The sequence below is a fragment of the Bacteroides neonati genome (genome assembly GCF_000499785.1).
GTDB classification, from domain to species: Bacteria; Bacteroidota; Bacteroidia; order Bacteroidales; family Bacteroidaceae; genus Bacteroides; species Bacteroides neonati.
On record NZ_HG726020.1, the window covers coordinates 1,412,732 to 1,435,467 of the forward strand.

At 45.3% G+C, this 22,736-nt stretch carries 19 protein-coding genes and 1 tRNA gene; 13 read left to right on the forward strand and 7 right to left on the reverse strand.

Annotated elements, in window-relative coordinates; translation table 11 throughout:
- Window positions 1–558: 558 nt before the first annotated feature.
- The 6 genes from TY03_RS08780 to TY03_RS08805 all read left to right on the forward strand — a co-directional run bounded on the left by TY03_RS08780 (window position 559) and on the right by TY03_RS08805 (window position 10,886).
- Window positions 559–2,025, forward strand: a complete 1,467-nt coding sequence (locus tag TY03_RS08780) for a hypothetical protein (RefSeq protein ID WP_042369361.1) — start codon at window positions 559–561, stop codon at window positions 2,023–2,025.
- Between the two features lie 17 nt (window positions 2,026–2,042).
- Window positions 2,043–5,135: a SusC/RagA family TonB-linked outer membrane protein gene (locus tag TY03_RS08785; RefSeq protein ID WP_042368982.1), complete on the forward strand. Its 3,093-nt coding sequence runs from the start codon at window positions 2,043–2,045 to the stop codon at window positions 5,133–5,135.
- A 21-nt stretch (window positions 5,136–5,156) separates the two neighbouring features.
- Window positions 5,157–7,214: a RagB/SusD family nutrient uptake outer membrane protein gene (locus tag TY03_RS08790; protein ID WP_042368983.1), complete on the forward strand. Its 2,058-nt coding sequence runs from the start codon at window positions 5,157–5,159 to the stop codon at window positions 7,212–7,214.
- Between the two features lie 28 nt (window positions 7,215–7,242).
- Window positions 7,243–8,238 carry a BT_3044 domain-containing protein gene (locus TY03_RS08795; protein WP_042369362.1) on the forward strand — a complete coding sequence of 332 codons (996 nt, stop codon included), beginning with the start codon at window positions 7,243–7,245 and terminating at the stop codon, window positions 8,236–8,238.
- 23 nt (window positions 8,239–8,261) lie between these two features.
- Complete coding sequence (locus tag TY03_RS08800; protein ID WP_042368985.1) at window positions 8,262–10,076, forward strand: BACON domain-containing protein; 1,815 nt, start codon at window positions 8,262–8,264, stop codon at window positions 10,074–10,076.
- Window positions 10,077–10,178: 102 nt separating this feature from the next.
- Window positions 10,179–10,886: a hypothetical protein gene (locus TY03_RS08805; RefSeq protein WP_042368986.1), complete on the forward strand. Its 708-nt coding sequence runs from the start codon at window positions 10,179–10,181 to the stop codon at window positions 10,884–10,886.
- A gap of 74 nt (window positions 10,887–10,960) precedes the next feature.
- On the opposite strand, the gene TY03_RS23220 is transcribed toward TY03_RS08805, so the two are convergent.
- Window positions 10,961–11,086 carry a DUF3784 domain-containing protein gene (locus tag TY03_RS23220; protein ID WP_148335605.1) on the reverse strand — a complete coding sequence of 42 codons (126 nt, stop codon included), beginning with the start codon at window positions 11,084–11,086 and terminating at the stop codon, window positions 10,961–10,963.
- Window positions 11,087–11,210: 124 nt separating this feature from the next.
- Window positions 11,211–11,284: transfer RNA gene (locus TY03_RS08810), tRNA-Asp, on the reverse strand.
- A gap of 173 nt (window positions 11,285–11,457) precedes the next feature.
- Between TY03_RS08810 and TY03_RS08815 the strand changes: the two genes are divergently transcribed.
- Together TY03_RS08815 and TY03_RS08820 are read left to right on the forward strand one after the other, a co-directional pair.
- On the forward strand, window positions 11,458–12,774 hold the full coding sequence (locus TY03_RS08815) for an aminotransferase class I/II-fold pyridoxal phosphate-dependent enzyme (RefSeq protein WP_042368988.1): 1,317 nt from the start codon (window positions 11,458–11,460) through the stop codon (window positions 12,772–12,774).
- Window positions 12,775–12,836: 62 nt separating this feature from the next.
- Complete coding sequence (locus TY03_RS08820; protein ID WP_042368990.1) at window positions 12,837–13,427, forward strand: YqgE/AlgH family protein; 591 nt, start codon at window positions 12,837–12,839, stop codon at window positions 13,425–13,427.
- A gap of 170 nt (window positions 13,428–13,597) precedes the next feature.
- Here TY03_RS08820 and TY03_RS08825 read toward each other — a convergent pair whose 3' ends face one another.
- Genes TY03_RS08825 through recR form a run of 4 tightly spaced genes read right to left on the reverse strand, consistent with a single transcriptional unit; the run spans window position 13,598 to window position 16,149 of the window.
- Window positions 13,598–14,134 (reverse strand): GNAT family N-acetyltransferase, encoded by a 537-nt coding sequence (locus TY03_RS08825; RefSeq protein WP_042368992.1) that lies wholly within the window; start codon window positions 14,132–14,134, stop codon window positions 13,598–13,600.
- Between the two features lie 5 nt (window positions 14,135–14,139).
- Window positions 14,140–15,030 (reverse strand): glycosyltransferase, encoded by an 891-nt coding sequence (locus TY03_RS21420; protein ID WP_052332432.1) that lies wholly within the window; start codon window positions 15,028–15,030, stop codon window positions 14,140–14,142.
- Window positions 15,031–15,044: 14 nt separating this feature from the next.
- Complete coding sequence (locus TY03_RS08835) at window positions 15,045–15,512, reverse strand: hypothetical protein (protein WP_042368994.1); 468 nt, start codon at window positions 15,510–15,512, stop codon at window positions 15,045–15,047.
- Window positions 15,513–15,534: 22 nt separating this feature from the next.
- The gene (gene recR, locus TY03_RS08840; protein ID WP_042368996.1) at window positions 15,535–16,149 is read right to left on the reverse strand and encodes a recombination mediator RecR; all 615 of its coding nucleotides are present in this window, start codon (window positions 16,147–16,149) and stop codon (window positions 15,535–15,537) included.
- A gap of 101 nt (window positions 16,150–16,250) precedes the next feature.
- On the opposite strand from recR, the gene TY03_RS08845 reads away from it, so the two are divergent.
- The 3 genes from TY03_RS08845 to TY03_RS08855 are packed head-to-tail and all read left to right on the forward strand — an operon-like array spanning window position 16,251 to window position 18,938.
- On the forward strand, window positions 16,251–17,696 hold the full coding sequence (locus tag TY03_RS08845) for a sodium:solute symporter (protein WP_042368998.1): 1,446 nt from the start codon (window positions 16,251–16,253) through the stop codon (window positions 17,694–17,696).
- A 22-nt stretch (window positions 17,697–17,718) separates the two neighbouring features.
- Window positions 17,719–18,324, forward strand: a complete 606-nt coding sequence (gene yihA, locus TY03_RS08850; RefSeq protein WP_042369000.1) for a ribosome biogenesis GTP-binding protein YihA/YsxC — start codon at window positions 17,719–17,721, stop codon at window positions 18,322–18,324.
- A 14-nt stretch (window positions 18,325–18,338) separates the two neighbouring features.
- Entirely contained in the window at window positions 18,339–18,938 is a 600-nt protein-coding gene (locus TY03_RS08855; RefSeq protein WP_042369365.1) for a DUF4923 family protein, read from the forward strand.
- A gap of 83 nt (window positions 18,939–19,021) precedes the next feature.
- Here the strand turns inward: TY03_RS08855 and TY03_RS08860 are convergent, their stop codons facing one another.
- The gene (locus TY03_RS08860; protein ID WP_042369002.1) at window positions 19,022–20,161 is read right to left on the reverse strand and encodes an aldose epimerase family protein; all 1,140 of its coding nucleotides are present in this window, start codon (window positions 20,159–20,161) and stop codon (window positions 19,022–19,024) included.
- Between the two features lie 98 nt (window positions 20,162–20,259).
- Between TY03_RS08860 and TY03_RS08865 the strand changes: the two genes are divergently transcribed.
- Together TY03_RS08865 and TY03_RS08870 are read left to right on the forward strand one after the other, a co-directional pair.
- A complete protein-coding gene (locus TY03_RS08865; RefSeq protein ID WP_042369367.1) occupies window positions 20,260–20,655 on the forward strand; it encodes a DUF1573 domain-containing protein in 396 nt (131 codons plus the stop codon).
- A gap of 91 nt (window positions 20,656–20,746) precedes the next feature.
- Window positions 20,747–22,735: an OPT family oligopeptide transporter gene (locus TY03_RS08870; protein WP_042369003.1), complete on the forward strand. Its 1,989-nt coding sequence runs from the start codon at window positions 20,747–20,749 to the stop codon at window positions 22,733–22,735.
- The last annotated feature ends 1 nt before the right edge of the window (window position 22,736 follow it).

The following is a 22,736-nucleotide window of genomic DNA, read 5'->3' on the forward strand; positions in this document are numbered from 1 at the left end:
GTATCTCATAATCCAAACTCTAATACAAAGAAAAATACTAACTATATATAAATTAATATTATATAAATTGAGTAAGTAGATACTAGGTGTACAAATCGCATAAAAAGGAATAAACAGCCTATCTTTTTTCAATAAAACCAAACATATACTAAAAGGAATCAAGCAATTCATTATCAACAAATTACAAATACGCCAAGTTCATGAAGAACGTACTATTTCATGCAGAATATTTATCAAAAACAAAAACCACAATTAATAGATAATGTAATAATACAATTTCTTAAAACAAATAGCCTATGAAAATATAAACAAAGAAATTATTAAACAAACAAGAGAATCAATACAAAAGACTATTATTTTGTAAAGTGAATCATTTTAATCGAACAAGACAACCTATGAAAAGCAAGAAAAGTCATCCCTCGAATACCACAAGGGCTGGATAGATACTGTTTTTCAGCTATTTATCAAATCTGAATTATGATACAAAAAGAGTTTATAACTTATAAAATATTTTTTTTCAAATCAATCCTATTGTTAACTTTAAAAACAACTCAAACAATGCGCAATTTATTTTTTTATACCACATTGCTTGGTTCCTTTTGCTTTTTTTTAACTGCATGTACAGATAAGACAAAGACAGGGGCGGAATATAGGGCATTTGATGCTAATCAACCTATTCAAGTAGAAGGTTTTTATCCTGATTCGGGAGGTATTGCCACACCAATGATCGTTGAAGGACAAAATTTTGGCTCCGATACAATCGGCATGCGAGTTTACTTCGAAGATGTAGAGGGGGTAAAACATCGAGCGGGGCTGGTAAGCTCCAACGGATCTAAAATTTATATGTTAGTGCCATCGGGGCTTACTTATAAAAAAGAGATGAACATCATTGTAGAACGAACAACATCCGATGGTAAGGTTTATTCGGGAAAAGCCGAAGAGCAGTTTCTGTACAAAACCCAAACAACAGTGACAACCGTGGTTGGACAAGCTGCTCCCGACAATAATAATTTACCGACCAAAGGGGGCGATTTAACCTCAGCCACTTTATCAGCTCCTTGTTATATTTGTCTCGACAATGAAGACAATGTATTTATCTCGGAACGCTCGTTCTACGGTGCAGACTCAAATGTAACCTCACGCAACGAAAAAGGAGAAGGAGTATCGGGAAACCTCGTAATGGCCTCATTGAAGTCGAACTCAGTCATTGTACTCAAGTACGGTACAAATACGATAAATGCACCTGCGTTCTCAGACGAAAAAGACAACGAACAAGTTTTTGTGCCTGAAGATCCGGGTACCGGTTACTACCAAATGGTCAAGGCACTAAACTACGCCCCTCGTTTGTTGCGTTTGTTAAAGACCGAAGACACCAAAACCATTGATGAAGGAAACTGGAAACACGGGTTCGTAGTGAATAAAATCGACAAAAACATATACACTGTGATGTGGAAAGGACAACTTGTAAGAATCAACCCTCGTACACGCGTAGCCGAAATTCTATTAAAAAAAGTAGGAACAGCAGGAGACGGAAGCGATTCGTATATCGCCTTTAGCCCGGTACCGGGACAAGAGAATATGCTTTATATTTCATTAGCAGATCAGAACCAAATCTGGCGTGTAAACATAGCTGATCTGGAAGGAAGCCCGGAGGATTATCGAGGTGAGCCTTATGCCGGAAAAGCAATTATAGAAGGAAAACAAGCAGGCAAGGGCTGGGAAGACGGTTTGCTCAGAAATACAAAATTTAATACCCCGAGACAGATTAGCTTTACGGCAAATGGAAAAATGTATATTGCCGACACCGGTAACTCGTGTATACGGATGATTGATACGACACTGCCAATAGACAGAGCAACAGTAACTACTCCAATCGGTCTACCCGGAGCAAGAGGCTACAGAGATGGAGGACCTGAAATAGCCAAATTTGACAGACCTTGTGGTGTTGCCGTTAGTGGTGACGGTCAAATCATATATGTAGCAGATACACAAAACAAGGTAATCCGCAAACTATCTATTGAATAATCTTATCTATCAAAAATATGAAAAAAATACTTTTATTGTTAGTCCTTATTATGGCCATACTCCCCATAACAAGTAACGGACAAAACAAAGCAAAAAAACAATATACAGTTTCAGGAGCAGTTGTGGATGAAACAGGAGAATCAATGCCCGGAACATCGGTTTTTATCAAAAACATGCCTGGCGTAGGAACAACCACCGACTTGGAAGGTAAATTCCGGATAAAGGTAGACGCCAATGCCACACTGGTCATTCAGGCAATCGGAATGAAACCGGTCGAAATGCTTATCAACAAAGACATGGATAAGCTCAAAATAGTATTGAAAGAAGATTCGGAGCTGCTCGACGAGGTAGTGATTACTGGATTAACATCGCAAAAGAAAATATCCATTGTAGGTGCTGTATCCAATATTGAGATGTCTCAACTCAGTTCGCCGGCAACTTCCATCAACAATATGCTGGGAGGTCGTCTGGCAGGTGTAATCACTATGCAAACCTCCGGAGAGCCGGGAAGTAACATCTCCAACTTCTGGATTCGAGGCATCAGTACTTTCGGTGCAGGATCGGGAGCATTGGTTCTCATCGATGGCTTAGAGGGTAAGCTCTCAGACATTGACCCTGACGATGTAGAGTCGTTCAGCATTCTGAAAGACGCTTCGGCAACCGCAGTCTATGGTGTAAGAGGAGCCAATGGAGTAGTGCTGGTAACTACCAAAAGAGGAGGTAGCGGAAAGCTGGAGATTACGGGTCGTGCTACTTTGCAAATATCTCGGATCAAACGCCTTCCCGAATACTTAGGAGCGTTTGACTATGCAAAACTAGCCAACGAAGCCAAAGCCATGTCGGGTGACGCCGATCTATATACCCGATTGGATCTAGATTTGATAGAGAATGGACTGGATCGGGATCTTTTTCCAGATGTAAACTGGATTGATGAAATCATCAATAAAACGTCTATGCAGCAACGATATTACATCAACGCCAAAGGAGGTGGAGATATAGCGACGTATTTCGTTTCTCTGGGCTATCAGGATGAGTCGGCAGCCTACAAACAACAAGAAAATGTATTTAAGAAACCTGTTTCTTATAAAAAGCTGAATTATCGTGCCAATATCGACATGAATTTAACGAAAAGCACCAAACTATACTTCGGTGTTGATGGAAATATTAATACCAAAGTAAGTCCGGGCGGTTTATCGACTGGATATGTGTGGAATGCTGTACGGATGCTTACACCCATTATGTTTCCGGTAACTTATTCGGATGGCACACTACCTACGTATGGTAGACAGGATTTAGCTTCGCCATACGCCATGCTCAACTATACGGGGTATTCGTCGGAAGAAGAACAACGTAATCTAACCACCGTTAAGCTTTCGCAAGAGTTCGGCGGGTTCTTAAAAGGACTTAATCTGTCGGCTCAAGCCATGCTCGAATACCAAACATTCTTCAGCGAAACACGCAGAGTATGGCCCAATATGTATCGGGCATCCGGTAGAAACGCACAAGGGCTCTTAATCAAATCATTACGTACCGCAGAGGAAAGTTTGATTTATCTCCGTAATGAAAGTCAATTCAAAAAGAGTTATTTGGAAGCCAAAGCAGACTGGAATCGTACATTCGATAAACACAATGTAGGTGCACTCCTTTTCTACTATATGGAAGAGGTACAGAGTACGTCGTGGACGAGAGACCTATTAGGAATCAACGCTATTCCTGCCCGCCGACAAAATGTATCGGGACGCGTGTCGTATGGCTATGACAATTGCTACTTCCTGGATATGAACTTTGGTTATACAGGCTCGGCACAGTTCAAAAAAGGCGAACGATACGGCCTCTTTCCTTCGATCGCTGCCGGTTGGGTTCCTACTGCCTACAAATGGGTAAATCAAACGATTCCGTGGTTGAGCTTCCTAAAGTTCCGTGCATCATACGGACTCAGCGGAAACGACCAAATTGGTGGTAATCGCTTCCCTTATCTAACTTTGATTGACAATAATACAGGAACATATTGGGGATACCGGGGAAATGGTATTCGAGAGAGAGTCACTGGAGCCGACAATCTAAAATGGGAGGTTTCTAAAAAGGCTAACTTCGGTATTGATGCCAAATTCTTCAAAGATAAGCTTTCTGTTACAGTAGACTTCTTCAATGATGTACGCGATCAAATATTCCAGCAACGCGTCACACTACCGGAGTATGTGGGTGTAGTAACCGTTCCACAATCGAACGTAGGACGCATGCACAGTTACGGTTCTGATGGCAATATCCAATATTTCCATCAAATAAACCGCGATATGAACTTTACACTTCGTGCCAACTATACATTCTCGCAGAATATTATCGATTATTTCGAAGAGAACAAGCTCCCTTACGACTATCTAAGTGTAACAAATAAACCTTTCAATATCCTAAGAGGCTATATTTCGGAAGGGCTATTTAAGAGTTCGGAGGAAATAAATACAAGTCCGGATCAAAGCGCTTTTGGCCGTATACGTCCGGGAGATATTAAATACCGGGATGTGAATGGCGACGGACGCATCAATGAAGACGACCAGGTTCCATTATCCTACTGGAATCAACTACCACGTGTGATGTACGGATTTGGTGGAGACTTCCAGTGGAAAAATCTGTCAGTGGGTATCTTGTTCAAAGGAGCAGCCAAAGTAGAATACTACCGTTCGGGGCTAGGAAACGATGCCGGATGGATTCCCTTTCATAGCGGAGAGTTGGGCAATGTGATTAAATTGGCCAATAACCCTGCCAACCGCTGGACGCCCGCGTGGTACTCAGGAACAACTGAGACAGAGAATCCGAATGCAGAATTTCCTCGATTATCCTACGGTGGAAACACGAACAATTCGAAACTCTCCACTTTTTGGAAACGGAACGGTTCATACTTGCGCTTCCAAGAATTCAGTCTGAAGTATAGACTTAAAGATAAAAACTGGATCAGAAAAACCGGATTGTCGGCCATTGATTTAGAGTTTGTAGCCAACAATCTATTTACAATTGATCAAGTCAAGTATTTTGACCCGGAACAGGCTTCTGCCAACGGAGCAGCCTACCCCATTCCAGCAACTTATACTTTCCAGATTTATTTGAAATTCTAGTCACTACATTATAATAATCCAATGAAAAAACTAATAAAAATAATAATAGGAATTTTGGCAGGAACCTCGCTAACTTTTAGCTCCTGCGATTTTTTAGACGTTGATCGTTACTTTGAAGCTACGTTCAAAGAAGACTCCATCTTTCACAGCCAGAAAAATGCAGAGGGATATCTATGGAATACCCCCGGTTATTTTCCGGATGCAGGCTCTATCTGGGGAGGATCGTGGAATCCGGGAGAAGTGGCTTCGGACGAACTAACCGTAAGATGGCAAACCGGAGAGTTCTGGGGGGCTCAATTCTCCGTCGGACAAATCAATGAGCGAAATCTACCCATCACTTCTTTATGGTCTGATATGTACAGAGTCATAGCGCGCTGTAACAAGATGCTGCAAAACGTAAGCAAAGTAGAAGATATGGGCGAAATAGAACGCAGACGCTACATAAGCTACGTGCACTTTATGAGAGGATATGCCTATTATCACTTGCTCATGAACTGGGGGCCACTACTTATTGTGGGCGACGAAGTTTTGCCAACCTCCGAATCGGCAGAATACTATAACAGAGAGCGTGCTACCTACGATGAGTCCGTAGACTATATATGTAAAGAATTCCAGTTGGCAACAGAAGCCATTTACGGCCCTGAGCAACAGAACATCAACTTCTATGTCCGTCCAACTAAAGGAGCGGCTTTGGCGTTTATTGCCCGTTTGCGTCTGTTTCAGGCTTCCCCTTTATTTAACGGTGGAGAGGCAGCCCGACGAAGTTTCGGAAACTGGAAGCGTCAAAGTGATGGTGCCTACTATATCAGCCAAACTTACAACCCTACCCGATGGGCGGTAGCAGCAGCTGCAGCCAAACAGGTTATCAACTTGAACTACTACGAATTGCACCGGGTAGAACAAGACCCTAAAAATCCTTATCCACTAGCTCCTAATGTATCTACAGCTCCTTTTCCAAATGGTGCAGGAGGAATTGATCCGATCCGCTCGTTTGCTGATATGTTTAACGGCGAAGCCATACCACAAACCAATAAAGAGCTTATCTGGACAATGCCTTCATCAGGAGTAACGGGTTACACACGCCACTCATTCCCAGTCAAATTCGGTGGTTGGGGAGGTATGTCTGTACCTCAAAGAGTAGTAGACTGCTTTCTAATGGCAGATGGACGTACCATCCACAACGCATCGGCAGAATATCCCTACGAGGCAGATTTGTCCAAAACCATAGGAAGTAATAAGAAACTTGGAGAGTATCTGCTCAAAGAGAACGTTCCGCAAATGTACAACAATCGCTCTGCCCGTTTCTATGCTTCCATTGGCTTTCCCGGTAGAGTATGGCCTATGAATTCAGCTTCAGCCGGAGGATCGGATTATGTAAACAGACAGTTCTGGTATTCGCGAGATGATACTGATGCCGGACTAGCCGGTGCGGGAAACAATATAAACGATTACTGTATCAGCGGCTATACTCCTGTTAAATATATTCATCCGGACGACTCTTTTGCCGAGGGTAAAGGAGGGGTGAAAGGTTCGTTTATCACAGGACCAAAACATTTCCCTATCATACGTTATGCAGAGGTATTATTGGAATACATAGAGGCTTTGAATAATGTAGAAGGAACGGTAACAGTACAAACTACGGATGCTTCGGGAGTGAATACAGAAGTAAGTGTATCACGCGATTTGGTCGAAATGAGTACCTACTTTAACATGATACGCTATCGCGTCGGCCTACCGGGAGTATCGCCGGGCGATATGTCCGACAAAGCTACATTTGAACAAATCATCCGCAACGAACGACAAGTGGAACTGTTCAATGAAGGCTATCGGTACTTCGACACCCGCAGGTGGGGAACCTATCTGGAAGAAGATGCCAATACTTCAAACTGGAGAGGACTCGACGTACAAAAAGATAGAACAAATGCTAACGGAAATGAAGGGTTCTTCAATCTTGTCAGTATCGATGTACAAAACATTCGTGACCGGGTGGCCAAACCCAGAATGGTATTTATGCCTTTGCCTCACAGCGAATTATTAAAGGTTCCTGCCATGGATCAAAACTATGGATGGGACAGATAATCATCACATGAAAATAATCGACTCGAAAATGAAAAAATTAGCAAATATCGTACTTTGTACAACACTTATCACTTTGGTTTCGTGCAATGAATATGATTTCGACCAAGAACAGTTTAAGAAAGAAGTAAATCTACTCAGCAACAATGAGTTGGTATACGATCGCCAAGTCGCTACACTCCGGCCGGAAGGCGATACCATCTTCCTAGTAGCAGGATTAAGCGGCTCGCAACCCTCTATCGAACCTTATACCGTAGGGATATTAGAATCGGACTCTTTGCTTAAAGCATACAATAAATCAAACTTTGATATTGAGAAAGATCGTTTTGCCAAACTCTTGCCCACCGAATGCTATACATTTCCCAATATGCAGATGGAGATAGCAGCCGGTACCTCAAAGGTTCACTTCCCAGTGCACTTAAAGAGTTTGGAGAAACTATCGCCAGATACAATCTATTTTCTGGATTATAAAATTGATTCGCTAAAAACATGGAATTATAATCCTAAAAAAAGACACGTATTACTGCGCATTCACCGTAAAAACAATTATGCAACCACTAAGGAAAATACATTTTACAATTACACAAGTTCGACGGTTGTAATACCCAAAGCAGACGGAAGTGCAGAAGTTAGACGTCCTACAAATGCCAATCGGGTATTTCCTCTTACACAAACATCCGTTCGGTTGTTGGCAGGAGATGAGGATATGGGCGACTATAAAAAGGCACTGAACAACATCAATAAGAAAAGTATTGCATTGGAAATAGGTAAACAGTTGCCCGAAAATCCATTATCGAACGAGCTAATAATAAAGCCATACAAAACAATCGACGTGGTACAACTGACTCCTATAGGAGAATATGACAATACTTATTTATTGAATATTATCAAAACACCCGACGGACGTGCAACATATTACAAAGAGTTTCGGCTTCATTATAAGTATCGCATAGAATCTACCGATCTTTATCGGGAGGTAAAAGCTAAACTGAGGTTTGAATTTAACCCGAGAGCAGACAAATTATAGTAGAATCTGAAAAAATAATCGAGATGAAAAAAAACATCATAATTATAGCAATGATAGGTACATTGGGGCTGAGTTCCGGAATAGTTTCGTGCTCTCCCGATTACCAAACAGAATTTGAAAAGAAAACATTGGTTGTTTCGGACAAAAATCAATCGCCTATTCTATTTCCTTTGGAAGGTGGAGAACGCCAGATATATGTCGAGACCAATGTAGAGTTTACTAATTGGCAAGCCGAATCGAATGCCGAATGGTGTCAGATTGAAAGGCAGCAGGATAAAGTTATCGTATCGGTCGGTAAAAACGAGATTTACAAAGTGCGTATGGCGCGTATTTCTATTTCATACGGATACCAGGCATACGACATTGTTGTTACTCAATTTGGTTTAGAGCCAGCAATTCTGGTAGGCGAAGAGGGCAAACAAGATGGCTATATCAAGGAAATAGGTGCGCAAGAAAAAAAGGTTTCCATTCCGGTACGTACCAATTTGAATTTAGATAATATAATCGTCCCGGACACGGTTAGCTGGCTAAGGTTCTCCAAAATATCAGCCGTCACACGTGCGCCGGAGAATATATCTGCGCAAGAGTTACAATTTGAGCTAGATCAAAACACAGATACGGTTGTTAGATATTGTACTGTAACATTACAATCGTCGGAGAATTACAACTTCACCTCGACTTTCCTTATCAAGCAACAAAAAAGAGGGTATATTGTCGAAGCAGACGAATCTGTATTGAATCAGCGTATAGAAGCATCGGGCAAAACGATCACTATTCCGTTCAACATTAACGGTCCTGCTATAGCATATACATACGAAATAGAGGAGGAGGCCAAAGAATGGATTGTTCCTACACCAGCTAGCAGAGCCCTGCGTGCTGCATCCGAAAGCTTTGTAATCAAACCCAATATTAAGGAGCAAGAGCGAATTGGTCGTATCACATTCCGAAGCCCCGATGCAAGCGAAAATAGTTCGTTCGTAGTGACGGTAACACAAGACAAATTCATTCCCGTTGCTCCGCAAAACGTACTCAACCCTATAGCTACACCAGGCGCAGGATTTATCAACTTGAAATGGCAAATGCCGGATAAGGTTGATTTTACAAAAATATCGATCGAATACTATGATGCCGTACAACGAAAAACAATAAAAAAAGAGATTAACGATAATACAACAACCAGCTTTATTATTGATCATACTTACAAAGCTGCTGGTGAATACTCTTTTAAGTTCATGACGTACGGACCTACGGGAATGGAAACGGAAACTCCGGTATCATGGGTAGGAACCTCAAACGAATCGCCTCGAAGCATAAAGATAGACCTCACAGCAGCTATGATTTCTGCTAATGCCACACAAAGTGGTGATGGACAAGGTATCCCCGGATTGATTGATGGGATAGTCACAACATACTATCACACTTTATGGAGCGCTGTCTCCCCTGGCGGAAAGCCCCATTACGTACAGTTTAACCTCAAAGAACCCATACAAACATTCAGCATCGAATATGATGGCAGACATAATGGTGATGGCGGAGGAGACGTAAAACGTGCGGGCGTATGGGTTAGTACAACCGGAGCAAACGTAGATAGTGATTGGGTTAAGGCCGAAACGATTAACTTCACTATGCCTACATCCAGAGGAGGACACGCTACTCCCGATAAACAAGTAGAGGCAGATAAAGCTTATAAATATATTCGCTTTATTCCGGAGGCTCGACGAAACGCAGACCCACTGGTATCTTCGGGACAAAACGGCTGGTGGAATATGGCTAACATCTATTTATACAAAATAAACTTTCAAGATGAAGCCTGGGCTAAAAAAGAATTAGGTTTGTAAAGCATCGTCACAATTCAACACAGAAAAGAGACTTTTCGTAGTTGTTAACTACGAAAAGTTCTCTCTTTATTTCATCTACCTTATTAAAAACACACAAAAAGAATGAACAGAACCATGAAAGGTATTACGTCTATAAGATTAACTATTCTCTTTTTTCTTATTGGATTTATGATTAGTTGTTCCCCACGCAAACAAGTAGATATAACTCCCCATCATATTCATCCACAAGCCGATCGTTACTATAAAAAAGCTATTTCGTTAATGATGTCGTCTTACGATATCGACTCTACACATAAATGCATCACTTTTTTAGATCAAGCACTCCAAATAGATAGTTTTAATCCGGACTATTATGGTGTAAAAGCCAAACTGCTAACCGAATTGGGAGAATTGGATGCGGCTCTTTTTGTGCAAACTTGCGCAGCACAAAAGGGAGCCATCACCGGAGAATACCTTTTTCAATTAGGTTTATTTCAGTCGGCCAAAGAAATGCTCGATCTGGCACACCAAAGTTTTGGCAAAAGCAAAGAGTATCTAGAAGTTGTTTTACAAGAATATCCTGATAGTCTAGGTGCTTTCTTTCTTCAACAGGCAGCTACCGCTTTGTATTTGGGAAATGATTCGCTCTTCATGAAAGATATTGATCAAATACGTAAAAGGTATCCAAACAGGTTGATGGAAATAGAAATGACAAGAAGGGTAAAGCCTCACACATTAGTCAAAGAAATAAAAAAGATTGAGGAAAAAAGGACATATACGACAGGCTTTGATGTAGATAGTTTAATTAAGGAAACTTTGAGTGAGAAATGACGAACCTATTACAGCATCGAAATTTTAATATAATCTGTCTTTAAGCGCATTATATTACAGCGCTGCAATTGATTCTATATCGACATTTTCTTCTTCTGCGTCGACATCGTATTGTAGCCTGCAATTGTATCTGGATATTTCTTCACAAAAAATCCAATACCAATAATAAATAAGCCGAATAACAAACCAAATATTATCATACCCTTAATGGTGAATCGTTTTTATATCAAAAAAAGAAAAAGACTTAAGTATATCAGATACAAAAAAAGCAGCTCTAAATTATATTTAGAGCTGCTTTATGCAATGTAGGCCATTTATGCCTTGCGGTCCGGACGGGACTCGAACCCGCGACCCCCTGCGTGACAGGCAGGTATTCTAACCAACTGAACTACCGAACCATTTAGTATTTTCAGTACAAACACTCTCGTTTGCGGTTACAAAGGTAGATATTTTATTCATACCTGCAATAGCTGATAAGAAATATTTTTCATCTTTTTTATTCTATGCTTGATTATAAGTAATTTAATTTATCTTTGTATCATAAAATTTATTCTTAGTAGAAATCAGAAATATGAAAGATACTCCAATTAAGCGTCACTTGATCGACCAAACGATCAGTGAATTTCAAATAGTCGACTTCTCTAAAGCGACTATTCGCGAAGTAAAAGCCATTGCTGCCAAAGCAGAAGCCGCATCGGGTGTTGAGTTTATTAAAATGGAAATGGGTGTACCCGGACTACCCGCATCGGCAGTCGGTGTAAAAGCAGAGATCGAAGCTCTACAAAATGGCATAGCCAGCCTCTATCCCGACATCAACGGCCTGCCCGAATTGAAGCAAGAAGCCTCTCGATTTATCAAAGCTTTTATTAATGTGGATCTCAAAGCCGAAGGCTGTGTGCCGGTAACAGGCTCGATGCAAGGAACATTTGCCTCCTTCCTTACTTGCAGCCAGTGCAACGAGGAGAAAGACACCATCTTATTCATCGATCCGGGATTTCCGGTACAGAAACAACAACTGTTGGTGATGGGACAAAAGTACGAAACATTTGATGTGTACGACTATCGCGGAGAGAAGCTGCAAGCCAAACTGGAAAGCTATCTCCAAAAAGGAAATATCTCGGCCATCATCTACTCCAACCCCAATAATCCAAGCTGGATTTGCCTCAACGATGAAGAATTACGCATCATCGGACAACTTGCTACCCGATACGATGTGATCGTGCTCGAAGACCTGGCTTACTTTGCCATGGACTTCCGCGAGAATCTTAGCACACCGTTCGAAGCTCCGTACCAACCGACTGTGGCACATTATACAGATAATTACATTCTACTCATTTCGGGTTCGAAAGCCTTTAGCTATGCCGGACAGCGCATTGGCGTAAGCTGTATATCCGACAAGCTCTATCATCGCTCCTATCCCGGATTAACCAAGCGTTACGGAGGTGGTACTTTCGGCACCGTCTTCATACATCGGGTGCTTTACGCACTTTCCTCAGGCACCAGCCACTCGGCTCAGTTTGCAATGGCAGCCATGCTGAAAGCAGCTAATGACGGAGAGTATAACTTCCTCGATGAGGTAAAGGTATACGGAGAAAGAGCACATCGCCTGAAGGAAATCTTCCTACGTCATGGATTTCACTTGGTGTATGACAATGATTTGGGAAAACCCATTGCCGACGGATTTTACTTCACTATCGGCTATCCGGGTATGACGAGTGGCGAATTGGCCAAAGAGCTGATGTATTATGGCGTAAGTGCAATATCGCTCGTTACCACCGGCAGCCATCAAGAGGGGTTACGCGCTTGCACCTCTTTTATAGGAGAGCATCAATATGCTGAATTGGACAGACGGATGAGTTTGTTTGCTGAAAATCATCCACTTAAATAGAAATATATTTAAAATAGAGCAACAAAACGCTTGTTCCTAAAAAAAATTATTATATTAGGGGCATGAATAATGATGCTGACATTTTTAAAATTGAATCGAACAATGTACTTCCATCGCAAGGAAAGATACTCATATCTGAGCCTTTCCTTTGCGATGTAACATTCAGACGCTCGGTTGTGCTCCTTGTAGACCACACGAACGAGGGTACAATGGGCTTAATAATAAACAAAGAGCTCCCACTTTCGCTCAATCATCTTATTCACGAATTTAAGTATATTGACACGATACCACTTTTCAAAGGAGGGCCTATCTGTACGGACACACTGTTCTATCTTCATACATTGCCCGATATTCCGGAGGCTTTTCAGGTAAATCAAGAACTGTATATAAACGGAAACTTCGATGCCATCAAGCGATACATACTACAAGGCAATCCCGTTGAAGGGAAAATACGTTTCTTTCTGGGGTATTCGGGTTGGCAATACGAACAACTGGAAAGAGAAATTACCGAAAACTCGTGGATGATTAGCAAAGAGAAGGCTTCCTACCTATTGACTGAAGAGAGCAAGGACATGTGGCGCAAATCGTTGGAAAAGCTAGGCAGCAAGTACGAAGCGTGGTCGCGCTTCCCACAAGTACCATCGCTCAACTAATAGCGTCGGGTTATGCCTTACATAAAAAATGAAACCTTGTGTATTGTAGCAAAATTTACATACGTGCATAAATAAAATTACATACGTATGTAACGGTTGGTTACATACGTATGTAGCTGAACGTAGGTACGTACCTAAATTTATTTAGGTACGTATGTAATTTGTAAGTCCTACCTTTTCGGGTTGAGACACTGCATCAGCACAGCATCCCGAAAGCCGTCGGCAGTTTGCAACCACTCTTTGAGTACACCGCTCTGCACAAATCCACAGGCACGAAACAGGTGCAGGCTCGCTTCATTATCGACCGCCACGTAGGCATAAAGCTGACGGATGCAGAGAAACTCGAACACGTAATCGCACAGCAGCCTCAGCGCATCGGCCGCATAGCCTTCGTTGCGAAACAGCCGGTGAATGGCAATGCCGACGGCACCGTGCGAGTGCAAAGGCACAAAGTCGGTCACATCGATCGTACCCAGCGTACGGTTGTCGTCGTTGCGGACAATCATCATCCGCAGCTGCTTGTCGGCAAACACATCGCATTGTGAACCTTCGATATATTGTCGCAGCACGAAGCGCGAATAGGGCACGGTAAAGCTACTGACGTCCCACATGGCGGGATCGTTCTCCATTTCATACATCACCTCCAGATCTTCGGGCTCTACGGCACGAAGGTGGATGCGGTTGTTCTTTAAAAAAGTTCGTTTCATATTTGTTATAAGTAGTACGTTTCGGGTGTTACCAGCACACGGCTCACCCGGCTATAAATACCCAGATGCAACTCCTTCTGCCGGTGGCGGGAAAGAAGTTCGATCATCCGGTCGAAAGAGAAAGCCTCGCTATCATACACCACATGGGTGAAAGCCCCCGAGGGCACGAACGTAGAGGCATGTCCGTGAGCGGTAGACCTTTCGTGGGCTATCACGAAATGATGCCGACCATTGAGTTTGTTGCGCTTGCAAAGGCTGCGGATGCTGTGCACGCTCTTCTCTCCGGCAAAGACCAGAAAGCGTGGTTCGCCGGTCTGTCGGCGTAGCTTGCGAAGGAAGAGAGACACAGCCTGATAGAGCTTATTGCCCGTTTGTGCCGATACCTTATCCTCTCCTGCTCCTTTGTAGTGAAGTATTTGGACAGGCAGACAAGAATGCTCGTACCCCTCTGTCAACCGTCCGTAGCTGTCGATAGCCTGTCGGCGCAACAGCATAAAAACCCGCTTCGAGACGGTTTCCGAAAGCAACCGGCCATTGCTCGCCATTACCTTTACCCCTGCTCCACCTGTTGCGGGGTGGGCATCCATGAAATCGACGGCACGAGTCAGGGTTGTTTCGCCTATCACCGTAGCGGGGTGCAGCACCAAGATATACTCTCCGGTGGTCTGCCCCATCACTTGGTTGGCAGGGGGGATAACACCTGCGTCTTGAGGGTTGCATACATAAGTCAAACGGGGGAAGCGTTGGGTTATGTACCGCTGCGAATCATCGTCGGATGCATGATCAACAATCAGCACTTCGGCTTGGATATTCTCTATGGCACGATAGAGTGAGTGCAAACACTGCTCAAGGTGATACTTGAGGTTACGGTGAACGATGATGACGGATAGCTTCATGGGAGTTCGGGGTATTATGTTTCGCTTTCGGGTGGTTCGGGGCCGATATGCAGTTCTTCGTACAGTTTCTTCTCCGTGGGGATGCAGAAGAGAGTGGCCGTTAGTCCGATAAAGGCACACAGTACGCCTGTGCTGCTCATCGTGAGGTAATAGCCCGTGAGGCAAAACAAGATGCTGCCTTCGAGTATACTCAACCGCACCAAGCTCCACAGCTTGTATCGGCTCAAGGCTACGGGAAAGGTATAGGTATCGATCTTCTTGTTGAGTACCAAGCTGAATAGTTTCAGCGACAAAGGCACCGAGAGGGCTGCAAGCAGGATGCATGCCGTTTCCATAAAGTAGCTGCCGCTCTTGTCATCGACCAGCGCACCTACGGGAATCAAATCGGTTTCGCCTAGTACGATGTAGCAGATCGGAAGTGCCCACACCGCCACGTAAGCGGCTTTAAGTATCTTTATGGTCTTCTGTATTTGTTCTTTCATCGGGTTGTATGTAGTTTTTGTATTATTTGCCTGTAAATAGGGTGCGGTTCACGATGCTTCGTCCAAGGGTTATCTCGTCGGTGTACTCCAGTTCGTCGCCTATCGAAACGCCTCGTGCCAGTACGCTGAGCGCGACGCCCATCTTATCGAGCTTGCGGTAGATGTAGAAGTTGGTCGTATCGCCCTCCATCGTTGTGCTGAGTGCGAGGATCACCTCCTTCACCGTTCCTTCGGCTACGCGGCGCACCAGGCTGTCGATCTGCAAGTCGCTCGGTCCTACTCCGTCCATGGGCGAGATGATGCCGCCCAGTACATGATACAGCCCGCGAAACTGTTGCGTACCCTCTACCGCCATTACGTCGCGGATGTTCTCTACCACACAAATGGTCGAGGCATCGCGCTGTGGATTGGCACATATCTGACAGGTTTCGGTATCGGATATATTGTGGCAGACCTTGCAGTATTTCACCTCTCGCTTCAGGGTGATGATGGAGTTTCCGAAGGCTTCGACGGTCGATGGATCTTGTCGCAACAGGTGAAGTACCAACCGCATAGCCGTTTTACGCCCGATGCCCGGCAGTTTGGAGAACTCGCCCACCGCTTTCTCGAGCAGTGTGGAAGGGTATTGTTGATTCATATAATGTGATGATGTAAACGTGTTATTGTGCGACAAAGATAGTAATCAATTACGAAGATACAATTACTAAATGCAAAATAAGTGCTACCTTTGCAGCCGTTATGATGATACTAATCACGATTGTATGCTATTTTGCCATACTCCTACTGATAGCGCGCATTACAGGGCGAACGGGGGGATCGAATGCTGCTTTTTTCAGAGGCGAGAATCGATCGCCTTGGTACATCGTTTCATTCGGCATGATAGGTGCTTCTATCTCGGGTGTTACTTTCGTTTCGGTTCCGGGCATGGTGCGCAGCATGGACATGACGTATATGCAAACCGTTCTCGGTTTTTTCTTCGGCTATATGGTAGTGGCGCACCTGCTGTTGCCGCTCTATTATCGGCTGAACCTGATTAGTATCTACAGCTATCTGGGTACGCGCATCGGGAGGCGAAGCTATCGCACCGGTTCGTTCTTCTTCCTATTGTCGCGCATGTTGGGCACGGCTGCCAAGCTCTATTTGGTCTGCCTTATTCTGCACACGTATGTGTTCGGAGCCATGGGCATTCCCTTTTGGGCTATTGCTACTGTTGCCGTAGGATTGGTATGGGTCTATACGCATAAAAGCGGTATTCGCACCATTGTATGGACGGATACGTTGCAGACGCTCTGCCTCGTGGTAGCACTGATCTGTATCATCGTATTCGTTACAGGACAATTGCATTTGGGCTGGGGAGAGGTGGTGCAAACCATTGCACAAAGCCCACACAGCCGTATCTTCGTCTTCGACGACTGGATGTCGAGCCAACATTTCGTCAAGCAGTTTTTTAGCGGTATCTTTATTGTTATCGTGATGACGGGGCTCGATCAGGACATGATGCAGAAGAACCTCTCGTGCCGTAACCTGCGCGAGGCTCAGAAGAATATGTATTGCTACGGATTCTCATTCGTGCCGCTCAATCTGCTCTTTCTAGGGCTGGGGGTGTTGCTGCTCGCACTGGCATCGCAGATGAATCTGGTGCTTCCGGCTACCAATGACGATATACTGCCGATGTTTGCCACACAAGGATACCTGGGGCAGACGGTATTGGTACTGTTTACCATCGGTATCATTGCGGCGGCGTTCAGCAATTCCGATTCGGCACTGACGGCAATGACCACCACTGTCTGCATCGACCTACTCGACACGAACAAGGACAGCGAAGCAGTGGCGCGGCGCAAACGCCAACGGGTGCACCTGCTTCTGTCGGTATTACTCGTGGGATGTATCTGCCTGGTCGAAGCGCTTCACAGCAAGAGTGTCATTGATGCCATCTACATCATTGCCTCTTACACCTACGGGCCGTTGCTGGGGATGTTTGCCTTCGGGCTATTCACCAAGCGGTCTGCAAAAGATCGATGGGTACCGTATGTAGCCATACTATCACCGTTGATTTGTTACGGCATCGGCCGGCTGACAGAGCAGCAAACGGGTTACCGATTCGGCTACGAGCTACTCATGCTGAACGGGGCACTGACCTTTGCAGGTCTCTATGCCCTGTCGGCTAAAAGAATAACAAAGTAAAAATTGAAAAACGAAAAAGAATATGGAAATAAGTAATGCCGAGTTTGTGATTAGTAACACAGACGTCACCAAGTGTCCAGCAGGTACACTTCCCGAGTATGCCTTCATTGGCCGCTCCAACGTAGGAAAGTCGAGCCTTATCAATATGTTGACCAACCGCAAGGGATTGGCAATGACCTCGTCTACCCCCGGCAAGACGATGCTCATCAACCACTTCCTCATCAACGACAGTTGGTACATTGTCGATCTGCCCGGCTACGGCTATGCCCGCCGCGGTCTCAAAGGAAAGGATCAGATACGCACCATCATCGAAGATTATATCCTCGAACGCGAGCAGATGACGAACCTCTTCGTGCTCATCGACTGCCGCCTCGAACCGCAGAAGATCGACCTTGAATTCATGGAGTGGCTGGGCGAAAACGGTGTGCCCTTCTCGATTATCTTCACCAAGGCCGACAAGCTCAAAGGAGGACGGTTGAAGATGAACATCAACGACTACCTGCGTGCCTTGCGCGAGCATTGGGAGGAACTCCCCCCCTACTTCATCTCCTCTTCAGACAACCGATTGGGACGCACGGAGATACTCGACTACATCGAATCAATCAACAAAGAAGTGAATCAAAAATAAAAATCCGAATGACAATGAAACACGTAAAATCAGTAACCATTGTTGCTTGTATGCTATTGGCAGCCGGGAATCTACAGGCGCAATCGTGGAGCGACTTATTTAGTAAGGAGAATATAGGCAAGGTGGTAAATACCGTGACCGGAAAGGCAAACAAGCCAGCCATGGTCGGTACATGGAGTTATGCAGGTACTGCCTGCGAGTTCGAATCGGAGAACCTGTTGAAGAAAGCCGGAGGCAGCGTAGCGGCAACAGCCGTTGAGAAAGAGCTCAATACGCAATGTGCCAAGATAGGCATCGTTCCGGGTAAGTTCGGCTTCACGTTCAATGCCGACAGCACGTTTGTCAACACCTTCGGCAGCAAGAAGTACACGGGTACCTACTCGTACAACAGCGCTACCGAAAAGGTACAGTTAAAGTACGCCCGCCTTATCGGTATGAGTGCCAAGGCGCAAGCTGTCGGAAACAAGATGTCGCTGACCTTCGAGGCCGATGCCTTGCTCAAACTACTCTCTTTTCTAGGTAGCATGAGTAAGAGTTCGATCACCCAAACGGCTGCGAAGCTGGCCAACGAGTACGACGGTATGTTGCTCGGATTTGAGCTGCAAAAGAAGTAAGAGGAAAGAAACTAGAACGCACGGTTCATTCGGGGCAGATGCATTATGCATTGCCGGCGAATGAACCGTGCGTTTGTTTCGTCTCACTCGGATGCAACCGTACCGAAGCGATAGACACAATGGCTCTTGTACTTCTCGCCCGGGCGAAGTACCGTCGATGGAAATTGCGGTTGGTTGGGGCTGTCGGCAAAGTGCTGCGTTTCGAGGCATACGGCACTGCGTTTGGGATACGCGATTCCTCTCTTACCCACCATCGCTCCACTCAAACCATTGGCGGTATATACCTGCAAGCCAGGCTCGTCGGTATACACCTCGAGACTACGGTCGCTCTTGGGGTCGGTAAGGCGTGCAGCGAGTTTCGTATCATCGCCCGCGGTATTGAGCACCCAGTTGTGATCGTAGCCCTTCATCGCTTTAAGCTGCATGATGTCGGTATCGATGCGCTCGCCAATCAAGTGGGGCGTGGTAAAGTCGAAGGGCGTGCCCGCTACCGGAAGTATCTCTCCGGTGACACACTTCAACGAATCGTAAGGCGTATAAGCATCGGCATTGATAAAAAGAAGCTGATCTTCGACACTCGTCGTAAAATCGGCCGAGAGATTAAAGAACGAGTGGTGCGAGAGATTGAGCACCGTGGGTTTGTCCGTTTCGGCTTCGTACCTGATATCGAGTGTATTGTCGTCGGTAAGCAGGTATACCAGATGCACCTCCACAAGACCCGGAAAGCCACATTCACCATCGGGCGAGAGCAGCGTAAGCTTCAAGGCATTGATATCGAGCTGTTCGGCCTGCCATATCTTAGAGGCAAAGCCTTGAGGACCTCCGTGTGCACAATGCGGGCCGGTATTGGGGGTGAGCCGGTAGGTAATCGAATCGAGGGTAAAAGTAGAGTGATGAATCCGTCCGATATAGCGTCCGATGGTGGCTCCGAAATTTTGCTTTTGCGCCAGATAGTCGGCAATGGTGGGGTAACCGCAAACGATGTCTTCGAGCTTTCCGTTGCGATCGGGAACCATGAGCGAAACAAGACGTCCGCCGTAGTTGGTGATACAGGCCTCCATGCCGTTTTTGTTTTTCAGAACAAAAAGATTCGTGAGCTGCCCGTCTATCTCTGTTTGGAAATCACGGACGTTCAGCCCCGAGAGGGTCATCTCCTTGCCCTTATCACAAGAGATGCACAACCATAAGAGCAGGGCTGCCATGATAAGATTCTTACCATTCATATTCAATGCTTTTTAATACTATTTCGCAAAGATACAGCATTATTTCCGAAAAAATCTTCTACCTTTGCACATTAGTAAACCATAAAATGAAACAGAGTATGAATAAAGCACTCTTTTTAGTTGCCATGTTAGTGATGGGTATTACATATACCTATGCACAAACGACTGCGGACATCAAGTTCGATAAAACCACGCACAACTTCGGAACTTTCCCCGAAGCCAATCCCATCGTAAACTGTACCTTTACCTTTACAAACATAGGCGATGCGCCATTGGTTATCCATCAGGCGGTAGCTTCGTGCGGATGTACGGTGCCCGAATACACCAAAGAACCGATTATGCCGGGCAAGACGGGAACACTGAAGGTTACCTACAATGGAACGGGCAAGTATCCGGGACACTTTAAAAAATCGATTACCCTACGCACCAATGCCAAAACCGAAATGGTTCGCCTCTACATCGAAGGCGATATGACGGCAAAGGACGCTAAATAACAAAAACAGACAACAAGAGTAAGGAGAATCTTTCGGATTCTCCTTTTTTTTGCTTTCTTTGAAGCTCAAAAACATAAATTATAAGAAAACTATGAAACAAGAAGAAGACAAATTCACGGGCCTGCCCGAGAATGCGTTCCGGGAGCTAAAGAAAGGCGAGGTCTACAACCCGCTCATGAGTCCGGGAAAGAGTTATCCTGAAGTAAACTTCTGGTCGGTATCATGGGGCATCGCGATGGCTATCTTATTTTCGGCAGCCGCGGCCTACCTGGGACTGAAAGTGGGACAAGTATTCGAAGCAGCCATCCCCATTGCCATCATTGCCGTTGGCGTATCGGGAGCAGCCAAACGCAAAAATGCACTGGGCGAAAACGTCATCATCCAATCCATCGGCGCCTGTTCGGGCGTTATCGTAGCGGGAGCCATCTTTACCCTTCCTGCACTTTACATTCTTCAGTCAAAATACCCCGAAATGACCGTCACCTTCCTGCAGGTATTTATCAGCTCTCTGCTGGGTGGAGTATTGGGCATTCTTTTCCTCATTCCTTTCCGTAAGTATTTTGTAAGCGATATGCACGGGCAATACCCCTTTCCCGAAGCAACGGCTACTACACAGGTTCTCGTTTCGGGCGAAAAAGGCGGCAGTCAGGCCAAACCCCTGCTGATGGCAGGTATCATCGGTGGATTGTATGACTTCATTGTAGCAACTTTCGGTTGGTGGAACGAGAACTTCACCACACGCGTATGCAGTGCCGGAGAGATGCTGGCCGAGAAAGCCAAACTGGTGTTCAAAGTCAACACCGGTGCAGCCGTACTGGGTCTGGGCTATATCGTGGGGTTGAAGTATGCTTCGATCATCTGTCTCGGTTCGCTGGCAGTATGGTGGATCATCGTTCCGGGCATGTCTATCTTCTTTGGCGACAGTGTACTGAACGCTTGGAACCCCGACATTACCGCTACCGTAGGGTCTATGAGTCCCGAAGAAATATTTAAGTACTACGCCAAGAGTATCGGCATCGGCGGTATCGCCATGGCAGGTGTGATCGGTATCATCAAGTCGTGGGGCATCATCAAAAGTGCTGTCGGGCTGGCAGCCAAAGAGATGGGCGGCAAGAACGACGCAGAGAAGAATGTTATGCGTACGCAACGCGACCTGTCGATGAAGATTATCGCCATCGGCTCTATCATCACACTCATTCTGGTGTTCCTCTTCTTCTACTTCGATGTGATGCAGGGCAATATTGTCCACACCGTAGTGGCTATTTTACTGGTGGCAGGCATCTCGTTCCTGTTTACTACCGTGGCAGCCAATGCAATTGCCATTGTGGGTACAAATCCGGTATCGGGCATGACGCTGATGACACTCATTCTGGCTTCGGTCGTGATGGTGGCTATCGGTTTGAAAGGCCCTTCGGGTATGGTGGCAGCTTTGGTGATGGGTGGTGTGGTATGTACGGCACTCTCGATGGCAGGCGGTTTCATCACCGACCTGAAGATCGGCTACTGGCTGGGTAGTACGCCCGCCAAGCAGGAGGCGTGGAAGTTTCTCGGCACCATCGTGTCGGCAGCTACCGTGGGTGGCGTTATGATTATCCTCAACAAAACATACGGTTTTACGAGCGGTGCGCTTGCCGCTCCACAGGCCAATGCGATGGCAGCGGTAATCGAGCCGTTGATGAGCGGTGTCGGTGCACCTTGGTTGCTCTATGGCATCGGTGCTATACTGGCTGTGGTACTTACCTTGTTGAAGATTCCGGCACTGGCTTTCGCGTTGGGTATGTTCATCCCCTTGGAGCTGAATGTTCCGCTTGTAGTGGGTGGAGCGGTCAACTGGTACGTAACAACCCGCAGCAAAGATACGGCTCTCAACACCGAACGTGGTGAAAAGGGTACACTGTTGGCATCGGGCTTTATTGCCGGTGGTGCTTTGATGGGCGTGGTGAGTGCTGCGATGCGTTTTGGCGGCATCAATCTGGTCAATGAGGCATGGCTCAACAATACCCTGTCTCAACTACTGGCACTGGTGGCTTATGCCTTGCTGATTCTGTATTTTATCAAAGCATCCATGAAGATTAAGTAAC